Annotated in this window: 18 protein-coding genes; 11 read left to right on the top strand and 7 right to left on the bottom strand. The window is 74.3% G+C overall.

Annotated elements, in window-relative coordinates:
- Positions 1 to 194 precede the first annotated feature (194 nt).
- Positions 195 to 749: a hypothetical protein gene (locus tag EDD39_RS35890; RefSeq protein ID WP_148089591.1), complete on the top strand. Its 555-nt coding sequence runs from the start codon at positions 195 to 197 to the stop codon at positions 747 to 749.
- 221 nt (positions 750 to 970) lie between these two features.
- Here EDD39_RS35890 and EDD39_RS35885 read toward each other — a convergent pair whose 3' ends face one another.
- Positions 971 to 1,321 carry a 5-carboxymethyl-2-hydroxymuconate Delta-isomerase gene (locus EDD39_RS35885; protein ID WP_123563761.1) on the bottom strand — a complete coding sequence of 117 codons (351 nt, stop codon included), beginning with the start codon at positions 1,319 to 1,321 and terminating at the stop codon, positions 971 to 973.
- Positions 1,322 to 1,432: 111 nt separating this feature from the next.
- Here EDD39_RS35885 and EDD39_RS35880 point away from each other — a divergent pair, with 111 nt between their 5' ends.
- The 3 genes from EDD39_RS35880 to EDD39_RS35870 all read left to right on the top strand — a co-directional run bounded on the left by EDD39_RS35880 (position 1,433) and on the right by EDD39_RS35870 (position 6,279).
- A complete protein-coding gene (locus EDD39_RS35880) occupies positions 1,433 to 2,461 on the top strand; it encodes an SCO2583/SCO2584 N-terminal domain-containing protein (RefSeq protein ID WP_123563760.1) in 1,029 nt (342 codons plus the stop codon).
- 340 nt (positions 2,462 to 2,801) lie between these two features.
- Entirely contained in the window at positions 2,802 to 3,626 is an 825-nt protein-coding gene (locus EDD39_RS35875) for an ABC transporter ATP-binding protein (RefSeq protein WP_162870328.1), read from the top strand.
- A gap of 85 nt (positions 3,627 to 3,711) precedes the next feature.
- Complete coding sequence (locus tag EDD39_RS35870) at positions 3,712 to 6,279, top strand: FtsX-like permease family protein (RefSeq protein ID WP_123563759.1); 2,568 nt, start codon at positions 3,712 to 3,714, stop codon at positions 6,277 to 6,279.
- A gap of 225 nt (positions 6,280 to 6,504) precedes the next feature.
- On the opposite strand, the gene EDD39_RS35865 is transcribed toward EDD39_RS35870, so the two are convergent.
- The 3 genes from EDD39_RS35865 to EDD39_RS35855 form a co-directional block, all read right to left on the bottom strand.
- On the bottom strand, positions 6,505 to 7,872 hold the full coding sequence (locus EDD39_RS35865) for an oxygenase MpaB family protein (RefSeq protein ID WP_123564078.1): 1,368 nt from the start codon (positions 7,870 to 7,872) through the stop codon (positions 6,505 to 6,507).
- A 412-nt stretch (positions 7,873 to 8,284) separates the two neighbouring features.
- A complete protein-coding gene (locus EDD39_RS35860) occupies positions 8,285 to 9,136 on the bottom strand; it encodes a DUF4253 domain-containing protein (RefSeq protein ID WP_123563758.1) in 852 nt (283 codons plus the stop codon).
- Between the two features lie 118 nt (positions 9,137 to 9,254).
- Positions 9,255 to 10,025 (bottom strand): GNAT family N-acetyltransferase, encoded by a 771-nt coding sequence (locus tag EDD39_RS35855; protein WP_123563757.1) that lies wholly within the window; start codon positions 10,023 to 10,025, stop codon positions 9,255 to 9,257.
- Positions 10,026 to 10,352: 327 nt separating this feature from the next.
- Here EDD39_RS35855 and EDD39_RS35850 point away from each other — a divergent pair, with 327 nt between their 5' ends.
- Positions 10,353 to 11,399 (top strand): C40 family peptidase, encoded by a 1,047-nt coding sequence (locus tag EDD39_RS35850; RefSeq protein ID WP_123563756.1) that lies wholly within the window; start codon positions 10,353 to 10,355, stop codon positions 11,397 to 11,399.
- A gap of 95 nt (positions 11,400 to 11,494) precedes the next feature.
- On the opposite strand, the gene EDD39_RS35845 is transcribed toward EDD39_RS35850, so the two are convergent.
- The gene (locus tag EDD39_RS35845; protein ID WP_244257481.1) at positions 11,495 to 12,475 is read right to left on the bottom strand and encodes an EamA family transporter; all 981 of its coding nucleotides are present in this window, start codon (positions 12,473 to 12,475) and stop codon (positions 11,495 to 11,497) included.
- Positions 12,476 to 12,556: 81 nt separating this feature from the next.
- On the opposite strand from EDD39_RS35845, the gene EDD39_RS35840 reads away from it, so the two are divergent.
- The 3 genes from EDD39_RS35840 (at position 12,557) to metX (ending at position 16,234) form a co-directional block, all read left to right on the top strand.
- Positions 12,557 to 13,441 (top strand): LysR family transcriptional regulator, encoded by an 885-nt coding sequence (locus EDD39_RS35840; protein ID WP_123563755.1) that lies wholly within the window; start codon positions 12,557 to 12,559, stop codon positions 13,439 to 13,441.
- A gap of 322 nt (positions 13,442 to 13,763) precedes the next feature.
- A complete protein-coding gene (locus EDD39_RS35835; RefSeq protein WP_123563754.1) occupies positions 13,764 to 15,083 on the top strand; it encodes a bifunctional o-acetylhomoserine/o-acetylserine sulfhydrylase in 1,320 nt (439 codons plus the stop codon).
- A complete protein-coding gene (gene metX / locus EDD39_RS35830; RefSeq protein WP_425269811.1) occupies positions 15,080 to 16,234 on the top strand; it encodes a homoserine O-acetyltransferase MetX in 1,155 nt (384 codons plus the stop codon). The genes EDD39_RS35835 and metX overlap by 4 nt, the downstream gene beginning before the upstream one ends.
- 18 nt (positions 16,235 to 16,252) lie before the next feature.
- Here the strand turns inward: metX and EDD39_RS35825 are convergent, their stop codons facing one another.
- Positions 16,253 to 16,675 carry a DUF350 domain-containing protein gene (locus EDD39_RS35825; RefSeq protein ID WP_123563753.1) on the bottom strand — a complete coding sequence of 141 codons (423 nt, stop codon included), beginning with the start codon at positions 16,673 to 16,675 and terminating at the stop codon, positions 16,253 to 16,255.
- Between the two features lie 156 nt (positions 16,676 to 16,831).
- Between EDD39_RS35825 and EDD39_RS35820 the strand changes: the two genes are divergently transcribed.
- Entirely contained in the window at positions 16,832 to 17,173 is a 342-nt protein-coding gene (locus EDD39_RS35820; protein WP_123563752.1) for a hypothetical protein, read from the top strand.
- Between the two features lie 5 nt (positions 17,174 to 17,178).
- The gene (locus EDD39_RS35815) at positions 17,179 to 18,408 is read left to right on the top strand and encodes a glutathionylspermidine synthase family protein (protein ID WP_123563751.1); all 1,230 of its coding nucleotides are present in this window, start codon (positions 17,179 to 17,181) and stop codon (positions 18,406 to 18,408) included.
- Positions 18,409 to 18,455: 47 nt separating this feature from the next.
- Here the strand turns inward: EDD39_RS35815 and EDD39_RS39135 are convergent, their stop codons facing one another.
- Positions 18,456 to 18,743: a hypothetical protein gene (locus EDD39_RS39135; RefSeq protein WP_148089590.1), complete on the bottom strand. Its 288-nt coding sequence runs from the start codon at positions 18,741 to 18,743 to the stop codon at positions 18,456 to 18,458.
- A gap of 253 nt (positions 18,744 to 18,996) precedes the next feature.
- Here EDD39_RS39135 and EDD39_RS40030 point away from each other — a divergent pair, with 253 nt between their 5' ends.
- Positions 18,997 to 19,155 (top strand): hypothetical protein, encoded by a 159-nt coding sequence (locus tag EDD39_RS40030; RefSeq protein WP_162870327.1) that lies wholly within the window; start codon positions 18,997 to 18,999, stop codon positions 19,153 to 19,155.
- The last annotated feature ends 10 nt before the right edge of the window (positions 19,156 to 19,165 follow it).

The raw sequence follows: 19,165 nt of genomic DNA, 5'->3' as shown, positions 1-19,165 counted from the left end.
CGCCCCAGGACCGGGTCCGGGCCTCCCCCGCTGCGGAGCGTTCGTCTGTTCGTCGGGTGAAATCCGTGGCACCGGCGCGACGCTTCAACACCAAATCGTGACGCTGAGTACCGAAGACCGCCGCCCGAGTGACGGTCCGTCATGAAAGGGGGGCGCGCGCGTGCCCGGTCCGCGCGGGTCTCGTTGGGTGGGGCATGGAAAAGATGATCACTTGCGCCTCCGCCGGACTGCTGCTCCTGGCCGCTGCCGCCCCCGCAGGCGCGGTCACCGCCCAGCGCTCCGGCGCCCACCTGCTGCGCGGACACGGCGTCGCGGCCTGCCCGAGCGATGCGTTCTGCCTCTACGAGCACGAGAACTACAACGGCCAGGAGAACGGCCGGATCCGGGTGTTCCAGCAGGAGAAGGGCCGCGCCGGCACCCCGCGGCTGGACCTGGTCCGCACCGGGACGCTCGGCTTCGGCCGCTCCGCGGTGGCCAACGACAAGCGCTTCGCCACCGTCCGGCTCTCCCCCAACCCCTGCTCCACGGTGCACAATCCGGCCCGCGACTGGGAGTACCTGATCTTCCTCCCGGACAGCGGCTACCCGGACCGCACCGCCCGCGTCCCCGACCTGAGCAAGGCGAAGGGCATCCACCACACCGCGCGGGAGGTGGACGAGCAGGGCCGCCAGGTGGTCTCCGGACGCACCCTCGACCTGGACAACCGGGCCCGCTGCCTCCTGTTCGACGAGTCCACACCCGGCCTGTAGCGCCCGGCCCACCCACTGCCCCACCCGCCCCGGCCCCGCCGCCACCCTCGCACCACCCGGCGGGCGCGCCGTACCCCTCCCGGCCTCCCCGCGTCTCCCGGCCGAGCTGAAACGATTCTCCCCGGTACGGGAGACACCGGTCGCAGCCTTCCTTCGTCCTCGTTATCTCCCGGACCTCCCGGACCTCCCGGACCTCCGGGACCTCCCGGGCCTCCTGACCGTCACTGCCCGGAGTGCTGCACGAACACGTAGGTCTCCCGGTCGAGTTCGGTGACCTCCACGCAGAACGCGGCGGGCACCCGGACGTACGCGCGCAGCAGCTCCGTCACCCGGGCGGAGAGCGTGCTGCGGACCTCGACGCTGCGACCGGCCAGGATCTTGATCTCCACCAGCACCACGGCCTCCGTCGAGGCGCCGTCACCGACCAGGTGCTGCGCGGCCGGACGCACCAGCGTCTTGCAGTCCTCCACCCGGGTGTTGACGACCTGGGGAATCAGCTGGTGAACCTCCTTGGCGAAGCCCGTGACGTCGAAGTCCAGGTCCGGCGAGTGGTCGATCAGGATCTGCGGCACAGCGGTCGTCCTCCCCGGACGGCGGACTGCACCGGGGCCTTCCCGGATCTGCCGCGTCCGTGATCCAGAACATAGTCCCGCGGCGACACCCCCGGCGGGCATACTGGCGCAATGCCCGACCGCCGCCCGCCCGATGCCGTGGAACCCCCGGACCCGTTCGAAGGTCTGGTCCTGGACGAGGAGTTCATCCGCTCCGCCACCGTGAGCGAGCCGTCCGCCCGGACCAGGATGCTCACCGAGCGCTGGCGCCGCGAACCCCCGGTCGACCCGGGCGGCCGCCGCTGGTCCGCCGACGGCCCGGCCCGCACCCGTCGTACCCCCCGCCCCCGATCCGGGCGGCCCGGACGGCCGGCCCGGTTCGGCAACCGGTTCCGCACGCTGAGCCGGGGCGAACGGTGGACGGCCGTGCTCGGCGCGCTGATCGTCCTGTTGGTGGTCGGGGGGCTGCTGTTCGGCCCCAACCGGGCGCACACCCCGCAACTCGCCTCCTCGGGCGCCCGGGCGGCCAGTCCCCGTCCCACCGGCGACCAGGCGCTCCCCGACGGCGGGACGTTCGCCGGCAGCAAGTGCGGGCAGCACGGCTACCACCGCTTCCCGGCGGCCGCCGACGCGCTTCCCACCGAGAAGTCCACCGGCCCCTGGCTGCGCTTCGCCTCCTACGGCTACCAGCGGCTGGACGCCACCCGGCCCGGCGAGTTCGTGTTCGACCTGGAACTCGGCTCCGGCTCGAACACCCCGCTGGCGGTCTCCGCACCACTGGGCAGCGCGGGCATCGCGGTCGAGATCGAAGGCCCGAACGGTGTGGTCGCCGCCGCCTACGGCCTGCCCACCACGGTGGACGGCGCCACCCACACCCCCGACGGCCGGGGCTGGCTGATCACCGACAGCGGCACGACCGCCCACGTGGTGCTGCCGACCGCGGCGCTCTGCCCCGGCATCGACGCAACCGCCGTGGCCACCGGCCTCTCCCCCCGGGTCGACGGCAGCCAGAGCATCACCGGCCCCGCCCCCTACACCCTCACCGTCTCGGCAGCCGACCCCGAGATCGCCGAACTGCGCCGCCCCCTGGGCACCCAACCGGGCGGCGAGGTACTGGCCGCCACCAACCAACTGCCCCAGCCCGTTGCGAAACCGGTCTGACCCCACGTCAGCCGCCCCTCCCCCGTCTCCTCACCGGAAACCGACCGCCCACCCCACACCCGACCACCTCCCCAACGTCCGGCAGCCCTCCGCGCACCCGGCCGCCCACCCGAACTCAGCCGTCCTCCCAACGACCGGCCGCTTTACCTGAAACCTGAAATCGGCTGCCCCACCGGGAACCAAACCCCCTCCGGGGGGCTGGCTGCCCGGTGGGGGTGGGGATAGCCCCACCCCGAAGTCTCCTGTCGCCTTCATGGTGGGTGACCTGGGAGTTTCCTAGCGTTGACAGTGCCTCCGGAGCGCGTACACCGGGGGCGCCGTCTCCGAGGAAGGCTCCACCATGTCGCCCCGCCTGCGCCGTTTCACCTCCGGCCGGCCCGTACCGTCCGCCGCCCCCGGGTCCGCCCGGCCCGCCGCCGCTCCACCCGCCGTGGAGCTACGCGCGGTGCGCCGCAGCTACGGGCACGGCGCTGGCGCGGTGCACGCCCTCGGCGGCGTCGACCTGGTGCTCCCGAAGGGCACCTTCACGGCCGTGATGGGGCCGTCCGGCTCCGGCAAGAGCACCTTCCTGCAGTGCGCGGCGGGCCTCGACCGGCCGGACGCGGGCCAGGTCCTGCTCGCGGGACAGGAGATCAGCTCGCTGGGCGAGGACCGGCTGACCAAGCTGCGGCGCACCCGGATCGGCTTCGTCTTCCAGTCCTTCAACCTGCTGCCGTCGCTGACGGTCCTGCAGAACGTGCTGCTGCCGCAGCGCCTGGCCGGTCGGCGACAGGACCGCGCCCGGGCCCACGAACTGCTGGCCCGGGTCGGCCTGGGCGAGCACGCCTCGCGCCGTCCCGGACAGCTCTCCGGCGGCCAGCAGCAGCGCGTCGCGCTGGCCCGGGCGCTGGTCACCAGTCCCGACGTGATCTTCGCGGACGAGCCGACCGGCGCGCTCGACACCCGCAGCGCCCACGAGGTGCTCGGCCTCCTGCGGGACGCGGTGGACGGCCTGGGCGCGACGGTCGTGATGGTCACGCACGACCCGGTGGCCGCCTCCTTCGCCGACCGCGTGGTCTTCCTGGCCGGCGGCACCCTCTCCGGTGAACTCCACCACCCCGATCCGCGCACCGTCGCCGACCGCATGCTCACCCTCTCCGGCACCCCCTCGGCGGCCGCCGCATGACCCGCCCCGGCCCCGGCCCCCGCCCCGGCCCCGGCCCCGACGTCGCCACCCTCTCTCCCCGCCCTCTTCCCACGGAGCCGACCGCATGAGCAACGGACTGGCCCGCGCCGCCGTGCGCTTCCGTCCCGCGTCCTTCGCGGGAACGTTCCTCGCCCTCCTGTTCGCGTCCGCCATCGTGACGGCCTGCGGCGTCCTGCTCCAGACCGGCCTGACCGCGAGCGTGCAACCTTCCCGGTACGCCGACGTACCGGTCGTGGTCGCGGCCGACCAGCAGGTGGAGCTGACGGTCAAACGCGGTGAGGACCGCGAGACCATCGCCCAGCCACTGCCCGAACGGGCCCGCCTGGACGCGGGATTGACCGCCACCGTGGCAGCCCTGCCGGGCGTCGCCCAGGCCCTGCCGGATTCCTCCTTCCCCCTCTCGACCACCACCGCCCCCGCCACCCCTCCCTCCTCTTCCTCTTCCTCCTCTTCCATCAACGGACCCGGGCTCACCGGCCGGGGCTGGAGCGCACTGGGCATCGGCCCGGGCGAACGGCTGACCGAGGGCCGCGCGCCCTCCGACGGCGAACTGGTGCTGGACAGCGCCAGCGCCCGGGCCGCCCACCTCTCCCCCGGCGGCACCCTCACGCTCACCACCCCCACCGGCAGCGCCTCCTACCGGATCTCCGGCCTGGCCGAGGCCCGGCCCGGATCGCCCACCGCCTGGTTCTCCGACCGCACCGCGGACCGGATCTCCGGGCACCCGGGCCGGATCGACGCGGTCGCGGTGCGACCGGCCGCCAGTACCGACCCGCGGACCCTGGCGGACGAGTTGCGCCACGCACTGAACGGGCAGGCGCAGGTGTCGACCGGCCAGCAGCGCGGCACGGTCGAGCAGCCGGTCCTGCACGAGGCCAAGGCGATGCTGACGGCGCTCGGCGCGTCCTTCGGCGGAATGGCCACCATGACGGCGGTGTTCGTGGTGGTCAGTACGGTCGCGCTGGCGACCGGCCAGCGGGCCCGCGAGTTCGCGCTGCTGCGCACCATCGGGGCGACGCCCCGGCAGATCCGCCGGTCGATCGCCGCGGAGGCGGTGCTGGTGGCACCGTTGGCCGCCGCGATCGGAGTGCTGCCCGGGCTGGCACTGGCCCGCTGGTGGTTCGGCGAACTGGTGGCGCGCGGCGCGGTGCCGTCGGACGTGGAGCTCGGGGTCGGCCCGCTGCCGGTGCTGGCCGCCGTCGTGGCGTGCACGGTGACGGCGCTGGCGGCCGGCTGGTTCGCGGCCCGGCGCAGCGCCCGGATGCGGCCCGCCCAGGCGCTCGGCGAGGCGAACACCGGCCCGGGCCGCCCCGGCCGGGCCCGGACGGTGACGGGCGCGGTGTTCACGGCCGGCGCGGTGGCGTTCGCCGTCGTCGCGGCCAACCTGACGGGGGCGACCGCGGCGAACACCGCGCTGGGCGTGGTGCTGTGCTTCCTGGTCGCGGTGGCGCTGCTCGGCCCCTGGCTGGTGCGGGGCGCGGTGGGCCTGCTCGGGGTGCTGCTGCGGGTGGGCGGCGCGCCGGCCTCGCTGGCGGCGGACAACGCCCGGGCCTCCTCCCGCCGGCTGGCCTCGGCGACCGTGCCGATCGTGATGGTGACGGCGTTCTGCGGGACGCTGGTGTTCCTCCAGTCGAGTCTGCAGCACACTGCGGCCGAACACGTCCGCCAGGGCCTGACGGCTGATCAGGTGGTGACGGCGCAGGCCGGACGGCCGGGCCTGCCCGCGGGCACGGTGGAGCGGGCCAGGCAGGTTCCCGGTGTGTCGGCGGCGGTCGGGCTGCGGCCGACCGGGCTGGTGTACCAGCAGTCCGACATGCTGGCCACCGCCACCGCGCTGGGTGTGGACGGCGATCCGGCGGCCCTCCCGGCGGTGCTGGACCTGGGCGTCCGCTCCGGTTCGCTGGCCGACCTGTCCCGTTCCCCGGACACGGTCGCGCTGGACGCCACGCTCGCCGACAGCCTCGGCGTCCGGGTCGGCCAGCGGGCTCCGCTCTGGCTCGGCGACGGCACCAAGGCCGAGCCGACGGTGGTCGCCACCTACAGCCGTGGTCTGGGCCTGGGCGAGGCGCTGCTGCCGGGCGCCACCGTCGCCGCGCACAGCAGTTCCGCGTACCCCACCCAACTGCTGGTCGCGGAGGCTCCCGGCGCGGACCGGGCGGCCACGGCCCGGGCCCTCTCCGAACTCGCCCCCGGCCAGCTGTCAGTGACGGACCGTCAGGGCTACGCGGCGCAGGCCGACCGCCAGCGCGAGCTGAGCGGCTGGGCGAACAACGTGATGGCGGCCGTGCTGGCGGGCTTCGCGGCGCTGGCCGCCGCCAACACCCTGGTGATGACGGTGCTGGACCGTCGCCGCGAGATCGCCTTGCTGCGGCTGGCCGGCACCACCCGCCGCCAGGTCCGCGCGATGCTCCGCTGGGAGGCCCTGCTGATCGCCGTGACCGGTCTGGCCACCGGCGCCGCCATCGCCTGGACGACACTCACCCCGATCACCCGTGCCCTCACCTCCTCCACTCCGCACATCCCCCTGGGCACGGCCCTCCCGCTCGCCGCCGGAGCAGCCCTGCTCTGCCTCGCCGCCACCGCCCTCCCAGGCCGTGCACTGCTCCGCTCCCGCCCCACCGCCACCCGCTGACCCTCACCCTTGCACGGGCCGCCTCCCCTCCCGGGGCGGGCGGCCCTGGCTCGAGCGCCCGCCGAACGAGTTCGGCCAACCTCTCACCTATCTCCCACCTTCCCCGCCCGCGTGCACTGTTCAGTTGTCAAGGAACTGTCCGCCCCCGCAATCTCAGGACCCGCTTTCAATCCGCACCAGGCCCGGCGTCAAGGCGGGGCAAGGCAGAGGCAGGTGTCCGGTCCGTCATGGTCGGCCCAGCAGTTGAGTGCCGGCGATGCTCTCCGTTCGGACGGTGAAGAACTCGGTGAATCCCCTCACGAACTCCTCCTCGGTGATCTGGCCGTCCCCGTCGGTGTCCAGTTGTCGGAAGCCGTGGGTCAGTTCGGCGGGATGGACCCGGGAGCCGCCGAACAGGGTGCGGTACTCCTCGGCGTCCAGCAGGCCGCTGTGGTCGAGGTCGGCGGCGTGGAACATGGCGCGGACGGCGACGTGCAGGCCCCGGGCCAGGTAGTCCGGGTCCCGTTCGATGCCGGCGAGCATCGTGGTGACGAACTCCTCGCAGGAGATCTCGCCGTCACCGTCACCGTCCATGGTGGCCAGCAGGTGGTGCCACCAGGTGTCGAAGGCGGCGTACACGGCGGACTCACCGGCCTGGTCGAGTTCCAGCGGCCAGCAGATGTTGTGCGCCATCGCCTCGAAGTCGGCCGAGGTCAGCTGCCCGTCCCCGGTCTGGTCCATCACCTGGCGGTAGAACGCGGCCATCCGCGCCGGCCGGTTGTCCCGGCGCGGTGTCCGCACCGGGCGCGGTGCGTCGGCCTGCCGTGGTCGGGCCCGGCTGCCGTCCGGCAGGGTCCGGTAGCGCAGCCGGTCCGGCAGTTGCACCGCCACCGCCCGGGCGCCGTGGTGGACTATCCAGGAGAGCAGGGCCGCGCCCCGACTGCGCCGCAGGCCGAACTTGGCGCGGAACTCGGCTGGCAGGTCCGCCAGGGTGAGCGCGGTCAGGAAGCGGGCGACGAGTCGGCGCAATAGCGGCCAGGCGGGGCGCAGTCGGCCGAGGCGGCGCGGGGCCGGTGCGCGGGTCAGGACGGTGTACAGCATGTCCTGGGCCGCTTCGGTGAACTCGAGGGTGTCCCGGATGGTGGTGCGGATGTACCCGGGCACGTCGGCGGCGGTGGGCGGGAACAGTTCGTCGGGGAGTTCGAACGCAGCGCAGACCGTGCGGAACTCCCGGTAGAGCCGGTCCAGTTGGGCGGGGCGCAGCGGGCGTCCGGCGAGTGCCTGGAGTGCGGTCATCGCCTCGTAGAGCGTCACCAGCACCCAGACCCGGACGGCGGGGTCGAGCGCGGTGTAGGGGCGGCCCTGGCCGTCGACCCCGGCGATTCGGCGGTGGCTCCGTTCGAGTCGTTGGATCTCCCGGTGCGGGGCTTCCCGGTCGGAGAAGAACAGGCGGCGTCCGCTGTCCATGGTGTGTTCGATCCGCCGCCACGGGTGGCTGCGGTAGGTGGACAGTTGGCTGACCCCGGCGGCGACCGCCGGGTGTGCGTTCTGCAGGACCAGCAGCCGCCAGGCGACCAGCGCGATCCGCTGCTCGCCCAGGGTGCGGCGGAGCATCGAGTCGCTTCCCGGCCGTTCCACTCCCCGACCTCCCGTTCCTCGTCTTCCCGTTCCCCGTCCTCCCGTTCCTCGCTGTCCCGCGCCCGGGCGTCGCCGCCCAGGCGGCCACGCGGTGCCCCTCGTGGCCGCGCTCGCCGCGCTCGCCGCGCCGCTGTTCGTCCTGGTCGTTTTCGTCATGGTCTGCTCCCCCTGGGTACTTCAGCCCGGTCCGTACCGCTCCGTCCCCGTCTCGTCGGCAACCCTAAAAGCCTCAAGGCCGGGAATTCGGTACTGCGGAAGCCAAACCACCCCCCGGGGCGAATCTTCGTGCGATTCTTCGCTCGCGCGAGTGGAGCGCGATCAAGAAGAATTGACGTTCCCCGGGGAGAGTTCGAGGAGAAAGCGGGAGCACCTCCTCACCGGATGCCCGTCAGTCCCACCAGAAGGACCACTGCTCGGCCCCGATCAGTCCGGGCGCGTACGCGGTGAGCGTGCCCGCGCCCTGGAAGATGTTGTCGGGGCAGAACGCGAGGTGCTCGGCGGCGACCCGGAGCGCGGTCTCCTCCTCGCGGGGCGGGGCGGCCACGCTCAACTCCAGCTCCGCGAAGCCGACCTGGACCAGCCGGGTGCCGTAGCGGCGCTCCCAGTCCAGCAGAACGGCGGACACCTTGGCGATGTCGCCCTCGTGGTTGACCGGGCCCGACCAGCCGCAGGCGGTCAGCGCCTCGGCCCCGCCCCCCGCCGCGACCAGGCCGATCCGCAGCTGCGGGTTGCCCTCGAGCAGTTCCCGGGCGAGTGCCCGGGCCGCTCCGTCGGGGTCGCCCGCGTACCCGGCAGCGGGCGCGGTGCCGGGCCAGCCGGTGAGGAACGGGGCGACGGACCGGCCGAGTTCGGCGGCCTCCTCCGGATCGAGCGGGTCGCCCTCGGAGTCCACGGTCGTGGAGTACTCCCAGCCGGTGCGCAGCAGCGCGGCCGGGTCGTACCAGTCGGGTTCGCTGGCCGAGTCGGTGTCGAGTTCGCCCGTCGCCCAGGGCCGGAACTCCTCGTCCCCCACCCGGAGCGGCGCGAGCAGCAGCGGCCACAGCCCGCTGCGCGGATGCCCGCGGTGCAGTTCCTCCCACAGCCCGAGCGGGGCTGGCCCGTCGCTCAGCCAGAGCACGGGGGTCATCTCCTCCCCGTGGTGGCGGGGGCCGACCAGCCTTCCGGCGGGCAGCAGTCCGGCCACGGCGCTCGGTTCCCCGCTGGGCAGCAGACGGCGCAGGTCGTGCTCGACATCGGTCATGCGAACACGCTAGCGACTCGAGACGACACTCTCCGCCACCACACCCGCACCGCCGAGCGCCACCCGTCGCCGCTTCCCCTTCGGCCGTCCGCCACCGCCCGGCCCCTCAGCACCCCGTCTACGCCTCGTCGGCCCCGCGCTGCGCCGCCGCGCCCAGGAACCGGTGCTCGAAGCCGAGCCGCCGGTAGAGCCCGATCGCCGACGTGTTCCAGTCGTCCACCATCAGCGCCGCGTGCGGCGAGCGCCCGAGGATCCCGCCGAGCACCAGGCGGCAGGCGGCCGCCGCGTGCCCGCGTCCGCGCCCGTGCACGGGATCGCTGACGACCCCGGCGAGCAGGCCGACCGCCGGGGCGGGCCAGGCGTCGGCGGCGAGCGCCGTGAGCCGTCCCGCCGCGTCACGGACGCCCGCCCAGGCCCGGACGCCCGGCCGGCGCGGGTGGGCGTGCGAAGCCGGGAAGTGACGGTCGATCAGCTCCGCGGCCTCGTCCAGTTCGCCGGGGGCCAGCCAGTGCGCGACGCCCGTCCCGCCGCCGAGCGGTGGAAGGCCGGTCGCGGCGCGCTGCATCCACCCGAACCGCCCGCGCGACTCCAGGCCGTCGTGGCGGGCGCAGAGCTCCGCGAGCAGGTCGGCGTCGCCGAACGGCCGGTAGCTCGGGCCGACCAGCGCCGTCACTCCGTCCAGCAGCGGCAGCAGTTCCGCGACGGGCCCGCGGACGGCGATCCGGTCGCGCCCGGAGAGCGCGGGCGAGGCGACGGCGACGGCCCGGCCCGGCCCCTGGCCGGAGGCCCAGGCGCGGATGCCGCCCGCGAAGTCCTGGGCGGCCCAGAGCAGCACGCTGTCGTCGTCGGTTGCGGTGCGGAGTTGCCCCTCCGTAGTCAGTTCGAGCACGGATCCATTCTGCGCCGCGACACCCCCGCCGCTTTCCCGGCCCCGCCACCCACCAGTCCCGCTCGCCCCGCCCGAGCCGGTCCGAAACCCACCCAACAGCCCTCAAACCCATCAGCCACGCCACATGTGACACCTCACCGACCCCCCTTCCCCTGCCCGGTTGTCAGGCTGACGTACAGTCAGCCACTCCTCTCCTCTGCCGGGTTCGGGAGCGGAGGGGAGTGGACGCGGGGCCCGCTTTTGATTACGGTCTGGCGTCGAACCTATCTTCGGACGATCACTCGAATGAATGAGTCCGACCGGAAGAACCGGAAGAAGGAGCCTCGGATGGCCTCCCACCGCCGCCCCAAGCAGCCGAGCCGAGCCCGGGTGACCGTGCTCACCGGTGCCGCCGCGACCGTGGTCGCCCTGTCGGCCCAGGTCGGTGCGCACGCGGCGCCCGCGCAGCCGTCCAAGGACGAGGTGAAGGCCCAGGTCGACAAGCTCTCCGAGGAGATGGAGCAGGCCACCGAGAAGTACAACGGGGCCAAGGAGCGGGCCGACCAGCTGCGCCAGCAGGCGGGCCAGCTGCAGGACCAGGTGGCCCGCAGCCAGGAGCAGCTGACCGAGCTGGCCTCGGGGCTGGCGGAGGTGGCGGGCGACGAGTACCGGCAGGGCGGCGTCGACCCGTCGATGCAGCTGATGCTCTCCACCGACCCGGACCAGTACCTCGCCAAGGCGTCCTCCTTCAACCAGGCCGCCAGCACCCAGAGCGAGGTCCTCAAGGCGCTCAAGGACCAGCAGCGCCGGCTGGACCAGCAGAAGCAGGAGACCTCGACGGTCCTGGCCGAGCTGGACGGCGAGACCAAGACGCTGAACGACACCAAGAGCGAGGTGCAGTCCAAGCTCGCCGAGTCGCGGCGGCTGCTCAACCAGCTCAGCGCCGCCGACCGCGAGGCGATCCTCGCCGACAACGGCGGCACCGCCTCGCGCGGCTCCGACCGGGTGGACCTCTCCTCCCTTCCGAAGGCCTCCAGCGGCGCCGCCCAGCTCGCCGTGGACACCGCGCTCGCCCAGCGGGGCAAGCCGTACGTCTGGGGCGCCGAGGGGCCGAACAGCTTCGACTGCTCCGGGCTCATGGTGTACGCGTACGCGAAGGCCGGCATCGCGCTGCCGCGCACCTCGCAGGAGCAGGCGGGCGTGGGCAGCAGCGTGGGCCGCGACTGGCACAACGCCCAGCCCGGCGACCTGGTGATCTACAACGTGCACGGCGCCCAGGACCACGTCGCCATGTACATCGGCAACGGCACGGTGGTGCACGCCCCGAAGCCCGGCGCCCCGGTCCGCACCATGGCGGTCGACGCCCTGACCATCAGCACCATCCGCCGGGTCTGACGGCCCCGCCGCACCCGCCGACGCACCACGGCCGCCCCGGTTCCGGGGCGGCCGTCCGCAACTGACGGGACATCGGCCCTCGACGGCACACCGCGTCAGCCCCGGGCGCCCGCCCGCCGTTCGGGCAGCTGTCCGGCCACGATCGACGCCAGCGCCAGCGCGAAGCCCAGCAGCTGCACCGGCCCGAGCGTCTGGTCCAGCAGCAGCGCGCCGAGCACCGCCGCGACCAGCGGCGACAGCAGGCCCAGCACCGCGACGTTGGTGACCGGGAGGCTGCCGATGCCCTGGAACCAGAGGGCGTACGTGAGCAGCCCGCCGACCAGGCCGAGCCACAGGTAGCCGAGCGCGGCCCGCCCGTCGACCGCCGGGGGCGCGCCCTCGAACAGGAAGGTGGTGGGCAGCAGGAACAGGCCGCCGGCGGTAAGCTGCCAGCCGGTCAGTGCGAGCGGGCTGACGCCCTCGGGCCGGCCCCAGCGCTTGGTGAGCGTGACGCCGAGGGCCATGGCGGCGGCGCCGCCGAGCCCGGCGGCCACGCCGACGGCGTCCAGCGCCGCGCTCGGGCCGATCACCACCAGTCCGACGCCGACCACGCCCACCAGCCCCCAGCCCAGTCGCCGGCCGGAGAGCCGCTGGCGCAGCATCAGGACGGCGAGCAGGGCGACGATCATCGGCTGGACGGCGCCGAGGGTGGCGGCGGCGCCGCCGGGGAGGCGTTCGGCGGTGGTGAACAGCAGCGGCAGGAACAGTCCGATGTTCAGCACCCCGAGCACGGCGGCCCTGCCCCACCAGCGGCCGCGCGGCAGCGCCCGGGTGACGGCCAGGGCGATCAGTCCGGCGGGCAGGGCGCGCAGCAGGGCGGCGAACATCGGGTGGCCGGGGGGCAGCAGTTCGGTGGTGACCACGTAGGTGGTGCCCCACACCGCCGGGGCGAGCGCGGTGAGCGCGGTGCGGGGCAGCGAGCCGAGCGCGCGGCCGCCGCGGGACGGCCCGGCGGCCGGGCGCGGGGTCTCCGGCGAGGTCCCAAGCTGGGCCGCCGAGGTCGTGGTCGGAGTGGTGGTGCCGGGGTTCGCTCTCATGGGCAGCAGTCTGGCCCCGGCCCGATCGATGAGTCCAACACATGTTTGTCAGCCCATCGATCTCGATTCATGATGGATCGCATGGAACTCCAGCAGGTGCGCTACGTCCTCGCGGTGGCCGAGACGCTGAACTTCACCCGGGCCGCCGAGCGCTGCCTGGTCGTGCAGTCGGCGCTCAGCCACCAGATCGCCCGGCTCGAACAGGAGCTGGGCGCCCGCCTGTTCGAACGCACCAGCCGCCGGGTCCGGCTGACCGCCGCCGGGGAGGCCTTCCTGCCGGCCGCCCGGCAGTGCCTGGAGGCGGCGGAGCGGGCCGCCGCCGAGGTCGCGGCGGCGGTCGGCGAGGTGCGCGGGCGGCTGGCGGTGGGCCTGATCTCGACCGTCACCGCGGTGGACATCCCGGTGGGCCTGCGCGACTTCCGCGGCCGGCACCCGCAGGTGCGGATCAGTCTGCGGGTGGGCGCCAGCAAGAACCTGGTCGAGCAGGTCCGCGAGGGCGAGCTGGACGTCGCCTTCCTCGGGCTGCCGACCACCTTCCGGCCCGAGGGGGTCACGGCCCGCGAGCTCGCCCGCGGCCGGCTGGTCGCCGCCGTCGCGCCGGACCACCCGCTGGCCTCCCGGGGGCGGGTGCCGCTGCGCGAGCTGGCCGCCGAGCCCTTCGTCGACCTCCCGTCGGGCACCGCGGGACGGGCCCAGACCGATCTGGCGTTCGCCGCCGCGGGGCTGGTGCGCGACGTGGCCTTCGAGGTCGACGAGGCGTCCTACATCCCCCGCCTAGTGGGGCCTGGCCTGGCGGTGGCGATGCTGCCCGCCGCGTACGTCCCGCGGCTGACCGGCATCGCGGTCGTCGAGGTCACGGACGCGCCGGTCCGGATCGAGACGGTGGTCTGGCCGCGCACCGGTCCCACCCCGGCGACGGCGGCGTTCCTGGCCCTGCTCGGCATCCCGGACACCGCCCCGACCTGAGCGCCCCGGCGCCCGTCCGGCCCCCGACCGAGCTGCCGGTTCCCCTCAAAACCCATGGTCGGATGATCGGGTGATGTCCTGTCAGGTCTCCGGGACATTGCGCCCCGTGTCGTCCCGTTTCCGCTTCCGCGATCCGCTGGCGGGGCGTTCGCGGCCTGTGCTTACCTGACGCCGTGACCGTCCGGCAGCGCCGCCGCGCCGCCGGTACGGCAGGCACCCCGGCCGCGCAGACCCGCCGGCGGTGCCCTCCTCCCCGCCCTCCCGCGTCCGAGCGACGGCTCCGCCGTGCCCGCGTCGCGCCCGTGATCCGTACAGGAGCAGCATGTCCGAGCAGAGCCCCGAGGCCGTTCCCGGCTGGTCGTTCGAGACCCGGCAGATCCACGCGGGCGCGCAGCCCGACCCGGCGACCGGGGCGCGGGCGGTGCCGATCTACCAGACCACCTCGTTCGCCTTCCGGGACACCGCGCACGCCGCGGACCTGTTCGCGCTCGCCGAGCCGGGCAACATCTACACCCGCATCCACAACCCGACCACCGACGTGCTGGAGCAGCGCCTGGCCTCGCTGGAGGGCGGCGTGGCGGCGGTCGCGCTGGCCTCCGGGCAGGCCGCCGAGACGCTGGCACTGCTGACGCTGGCCCAGGCCGGCGACCACCTGGTGTCCTCGGCCTCGCTGTACGGCGGCACGTACAACCTGCTGCGGCACACCCTGCCCCGGTTCGGCGTCGAGGTGAGCTTCGTCGAGGACCCGGACGACCCGGAGGCGTGGCGGGCGGCGATCCGCCCGAACACCAAGGCGCTGTTCGCGGAGACCCTCGGCAACCCGCGCGGCAACGTGCTGGACGTGCGCGGGGTCGCGGACGTCGCGCACGCCGCCGGGGTGCCGCTGATCGTCGACAACACCGTGCCGACCCCGTACCTGCTGCGACCGCTGGAACACGGCGCGGACGTCGTGGTGCACTCGGCGACCAAGTTCCTCGGCGGGCACGGCACCACCATTGGCGGCGTGGTCGTGGACGGCGGCAGCTTCGACTTCGGCGCCGACCCCAAGCGCTTCCCCGGCTTCAACGAGCCCGACCCGAGCTACCACGGCCTGCGCTTCTGGGACGCCCTCGGCCCGGGCGCGTTCGCCGCCAAGCTCCGGGTCCAACTGCTGCGCGACCTCGGCCCCGCGCTCTCCCCGCACTCGGCGTTCCTGCTGCTGCAGGGCGTGGAGACGCTGTCGCTGCGGCTGGAGCGGCACACCGCGAACGCCCTGGAGCTGGCCCGCTGGCTGGAGCAGCGCGACGAGGTCGCGGTCGTCCACTACCCGGGGCTGCCCTCCAGCCGCTGGTACGGGGCGGCGCAGCGCTACCTGCCGCGCGGCGCGGGCGCGGTGCTCTCCTTCGAGCTGCGCGACGGCATCGAGGCGGGGCGGCGGTTCGTGGACGGGCTGGAGCTGTTCAGCCACCTCGCCAACATCGGGGACGTGCGCAGCCTGGTGATCCACCCGGCCTCCACCACGCACAGCCAGTTGGACGCCGAGCAGCTGACGGCCACCGGGGCGGCGCCGGGCCTGGTGCGCCTGTCGGTCGGGCTGGAGAGCGTCACGGACCTGCGGGCCGACCTGGAGGCCGGTTTCCGCTCGGCGAAGGGCGCGTCCTGAACGGCCCGCCGCTGCCCGCCGTCCCGCCGCCCTCCGGGGCGTGGCGGGACGGCGACCCGGCCGGGGGGCGGCGCTGGTTCGCGCTGCCCGGGCCGCTCGCCCTGGAGGCGGGCGGCGCCCTGCCGGGGGCCCGGCTGGCGTACCAGACCTGGGGCTCCCCGCGCCCCGACGGCTCCAACGCGGTGCTGGTGCTGCACGCCCTGACCGGGGACAGCCACCTCACCGGGCCGGCCGCCCCCGGGCACCCGACGGCCGGCTGGTGGACGGAACTGGTCGGACCGGGGCGAGCGTTGGACACCGACCGCTGGTTCGTGGTCGCGCCGAACGTGCTCGGCGGCTGCCAGGGCTCCACCGGTCCGTCCTCGACCGCGCCGGACGGTCGGCCCTGGGGCAGCCGGTTCCCGTTCCTGACCCAGCGCGACCAGGTCGCCGCCGAGGTGCGGCTCGCGGACGCGCTCGGCGTCGACCGCTGGGCGCTGGTGGTCGGCGGGTCGATGGGCGGGATGCGCGCGCTGGAGTGGGCGGTGGCGCACCCGCGGCGGGTCGGGGCGCTGCTGGTGCTGGCCACCGCGGCGGCGGCCTCCGCCGAGCAGATCGCGCACGCCTCGGCGCAGTTGCACGCGATCCGCACGGACCCGGGGTGGCACGGCGGCGACTACCACCACCTGCCGCCGGGCGGCGGCCCGCACCGGGGCCTGGGCCTGGCCCGCCGCCTGGCCCAGATCACCTACCGCAGCGAGCCCGAGTTCGCGGCCCGCTTCGGCCGGGCCGCGCAGTCGGGTGAACACCCCTGGCGGGGCGGGCGGTTCGCGGTCGAGTCGTACCTCGACCACCACGCCGAGAAGCTCGCCCACCGCTTCGACGCGGGCAGCTACGTGGTCCTCAACGAGGCCATGAACGCGCACGACCTCGGCCGCGGCCGGGGCGGGACGGCGGCGGCGCTGCGCCGGGCCGCCGTTCCGGCGCTGGTCGCCGCGGTCGACTCCGACCGGCTGTACCCGCCCGCCCAGCAGGCCGAACTGGCCGCGCTGCTGCCGGACGCCGACGCGCTGCGGACGCTCTCCTCGCCGCACGGCCACGACGGGTTCCTGCTGGAGGCCGGGCAGGTCGCGCCGCTGTTCGCCGAACTGCTGCCGGCCGCCCGCCGCTGACCCGGCCCCTGCGGATGCTCAGGCGATCGAGGCGGCCACGATCGCGGCGGCGGCCAGGTTGCAGCTGGCCGACACCCACACCGCCGGGTGCGGCTCGGTGGAGACCAGGATCGCGCCGAGCCGCCCGGGGGTGAGCAGGTCCAGCAGCCAGAACGCGAGCGCCATCAGCAGCAGGCCCAGGACGCCGAAGCAGAGCGTGGACAGCAGGCCCTTGCCGAAGTCGTCGTAGGTGTACCGGATCGCGGTGTACACGATGCCGCCGATGCCGAGCAGCGCGGAGCTGAGCAGCACGGCCGCGTTGCGGTTGCCGTCGGCCCAGATCAGCCGGCCCAGCTTGCCGGGGGTGAGCACGTCGATCAGCAGGTAGCCGAGCAGCAGCAGGACCAGGCCCACCAGGCCGTAGACGGCGGCCGCGCCGAGGCCGTGGAGTATGTCGTTCATCTGCGGGGGCTCCCCGGAGGTCGGGCGGCCGCCCGGGCCGCCTCATGGTCAAGGATCGGCAAAAGATATCTCACGAACGCCTCACGCCTCTGGTGTCCCGTCAGTTTCCCGGGGTCCCTCACCTATCATCCGGCAGCACGCGTACGATGATCCGCCATGACCTCGCCGCCGCCTTCCTCCGCCACCGGGCCCGACCGGTCGGCCCCCGGTGCCCGCCGCCGTTCCGGCTTCGTCGCCCTGGGCATGGTCGGCACCCTGGCCCTGACCCTGGCGGGCTGCTCCTCGTCCACCAAGACCCCCAGCCGCTGCGTCGACCCGGGCACCCTCAAGGTCCTCGACGCGCACTCCTGCTCGGCGGGCGGCTCGGGCGCGGGCCAGTGGTACTACTGCGGCTCCGGCACCACCACCGCCGGCGGCGGCACCTTCAGCAAGGCGGCCGCCAAACGCGGCGGCTTCGGCTGCCCCAAGGGCAGCAGCAGCGGCTCGGGCGGGGGCTGATCCGGTTGCGCCGCCACACCATCGCCCCGCGTCCCGACTGGCTGGCCACCGTCGAGTCCCAGGGCCTCGTGTACGCGATGTGCTCCGACCCGTGCAACCAGGGCGGCCCGCACGCCTACTGGGACGAGAGTGCCTACTACGAGTTCTCGCTGCCCGAGGTCGAGGCACTGGAGGAGGTCGTCGAGGAACTCCACGAACTCTCCCTCGCCGCCGCCGAGCACGTGGTGCGCACCGACCGCTTCGCCGACTTCGGCATCACCGACCCGCGACTGGCCGCCGTGGTCGCCGAGTCCTGGCGCCGCCGCGCCGAACAGCCCAGCGTGTACGGCCGCTTCGACCTCGCCTACGACGGCACCGGGCCGGCCAAGCTCTTCGAGTACAACGCCGACACCCCGACCTCGCTGATCGAGGCCGCCGGACCCCAGTGGTTCTGGCTGGAGGACCGCTTCCCCGGGGCCGACCAGTGGAACTCCCTGCACGAGCGGCTGGTCGAGTCCTGGTCCGACCAGAAGCACCTGCTGCCGCCCGGCCCCGTCCACTTCGCCCACTCCCGCGGCGACACCGAGGGCGAGGACTGGCTCACCACCCTCTACCTGCAGGAATGCGCCGAACAGGCCGGCCTGCAGACCGTCGGCATCGCCATGGAGGACATCGGCTGGGACGAGATGTCCGGCCGCTTCGTCGACCTGGAGCACCGCTTCATCCGCTCCGCGTTCAAGCTCTACCCCTGGGAGTGGCTCGTCGACGACGAGTTCGCCGACCACCTGCTGAACGTCATCGACCTCGGCGGCGGCACCGGTTCCACCCTGTGGATCGAACCCGCCTGGAAGATGCTGCTCTCCAACAAGGCGCTACTGGCCGTGCTGTGGGAACTCAACCCCGGCCACCCCAACCTGCTGCCTGCCTACCTCGACGGCCCGCGCGAACTCGCCGACCCCGACGGCCCCGGCTACGCCGCCAAGCCGCTGCTCGGCCGGGAGGGCGCCGGCATCCGCATCGTCGAACCCGACGGCAGCCAGACCCGGCTCGCCGACTGGGCCGGCGACCCCGACCGCTACGGCGCCGAAGGCCACTGCTACCAGCAGTACCACCCGCTCCCCGACTTCGACGGCAACCGTCCCGTCCTCGGCACCTGGGTCGTCGACGGCGAATCCGCCGGCCTCGGCATCCGCGAGACCGACGACAGCCCCATCACCCACCAGGGCGCCCGCTTCCTCCCCCACCTCATCCGCTGACCCCGCCCGCTCCCTGACCTCCCGTCAGGGAGCGGCGCCTCCCCCGCTCACCCTCCTCCCCGCTCAGTCGTCCGCCCCGCCCGGACGGTCTCCGCACGACCGCTGCGCCGGAATCCGCACGGCCCCGATCCCCTCGGCCGTCCGCCTCCGGCCGTCCCGCCGTCGACCGCCTCCGGCAGCGGGTACCTGGGGGTGATCCGCGCCAGCGAGGCCAGCCGGGCCCGGCTGGTCTGCCGCTCCACCGTCCCCCGGCAGCGGGCCCGGTCGGCGGCCGGCACGTCCGAGGCGGTGAAGTGCTCGGCGGCGTAACGTCGGAAGAGTTCACGGCGGGTCATCGAAACCTCCTGGGCGGCCGGGGGCCGGCGGGCAGCCGTCATCGGGAACACTCCAAGCAAAACCCCGCCCTCCCGGCCCGAACAATGCGTATCCCCTACCCAACCTCCGCCCGAACCCTGGGTATCCCCCGCCCCTTCCCGGCCACTACCCACCCTTCACCCACCACGATGGGTACCACTACGCATTGATCACCGCGCTCAACTCCCGCTTAGCTGGTAGCCGTTCCCTCCCACCCTCGCCCCGGAGGTCCGGATGACCCGCCGCGAACGCTTCCGCCTGTACGCCAGCGAGCACTTCACCGTCCGCGCCGACCAGCCCGTGTCCCCCCGGCGCCGCGGCACCGTCGAACGCCAGACCCGCCGCGCCGCCCTCTCCCGGCTCGCCCGCCTCCCCCACCACCCCCGCCCCTGACTCCGGCCAC

Origin of the sequence: Kitasatospora cineracea, from assembly GCF_003751605.1 — a bacterium.
GTDB lineage: Bacteria > Actinomycetota > Actinomycetes > Streptomycetales > Streptomycetaceae > Kitasatospora > Kitasatospora cineracea.
This window is presented reverse-complemented; position numbering and strand designations above follow the sequence as displayed.

Bases quoted from the DNA above. Each gene is read 5' to 3' on its own strand.
- EDD39_RS35890 (WP_148089591.1), top strand. From the start codon at position 195: ATGGAAAAGATGATCACTTGCGCCTCCGCCGGACTGCTGCTCCTGGCC.
- EDD39_RS35880 (WP_123563760.1), top strand. From the start codon at position 1,433: ATGCCCGACCGCCGCCCGCCCGATGCCGTGGAACCCCCGGACCCGTTC.
- EDD39_RS35875 (WP_162870328.1), top strand. From the start codon at position 2,802: ATGTCGCCCCGCCTGCGCCGTTTCACCTCCGGCCGGCCCGTACCGTCC.
- EDD39_RS35870 (WP_123563759.1), top strand. From the start codon at position 3,712: ATGAGCAACGGACTGGCCCGCGCCGCCGTGCGCTTCCGTCCCGCGTCC.
- EDD39_RS35865 (WP_123564078.1), bottom strand. From the start codon at position 7,872: ATGCTCCGCCGCACCCTGGGCGAGCAGCGGATCGCGCTGGTCGCCTGG.
- EDD39_RS35860 (WP_123563758.1), bottom strand. From the start codon at position 9,136: ATGACCGATGTCGAGCACGACCTGCGCCGTCTGCTGCCCAGCGGGGAA.
- EDD39_RS35850 (WP_123563756.1), top strand. From the start codon at position 10,353: ATGGCCTCCCACCGCCGCCCCAAGCAGCCGAGCCGAGCCCGGGTGACC.
- EDD39_RS35845 (WP_244257481.1), bottom strand. From the start codon at position 12,475: ATGAGAGCGAACCCCGGCACCACCACTCCGACCACGACCTCGGCGGCC.
- EDD39_RS35840 (WP_123563755.1), top strand. From the start codon at position 12,557: ATGGAACTCCAGCAGGTGCGCTACGTCCTCGCGGTGGCCGAGACGCTG.
- EDD39_RS35835 (WP_123563754.1), top strand. From the start codon at position 13,764: ATGTCCGAGCAGAGCCCCGAGGCCGTTCCCGGCTGGTCGTTCGAGACC.
- EDD39_RS35825 (WP_123563753.1), bottom strand. From the start codon at position 16,675: ATGAACGACATACTCCACGGCCTCGGCGCGGCCGCCGTCTACGGCCTG.
- EDD39_RS35820 (WP_123563752.1), top strand. From the start codon at position 16,832: ATGACCTCGCCGCCGCCTTCCTCCGCCACCGGGCCCGACCGGTCGGCC.
- EDD39_RS39135 (WP_148089590.1), bottom strand. From the start codon at position 18,743: ATGACCCGCCGTGAACTCTTCCGACGTTACGCCGCCGAGCACTTCACC.
- EDD39_RS40030 (WP_162870327.1), top strand. From the start codon at position 18,997: ATGACCCGCCGCGAACGCTTCCGCCTGTACGCCAGCGAGCACTTCACC.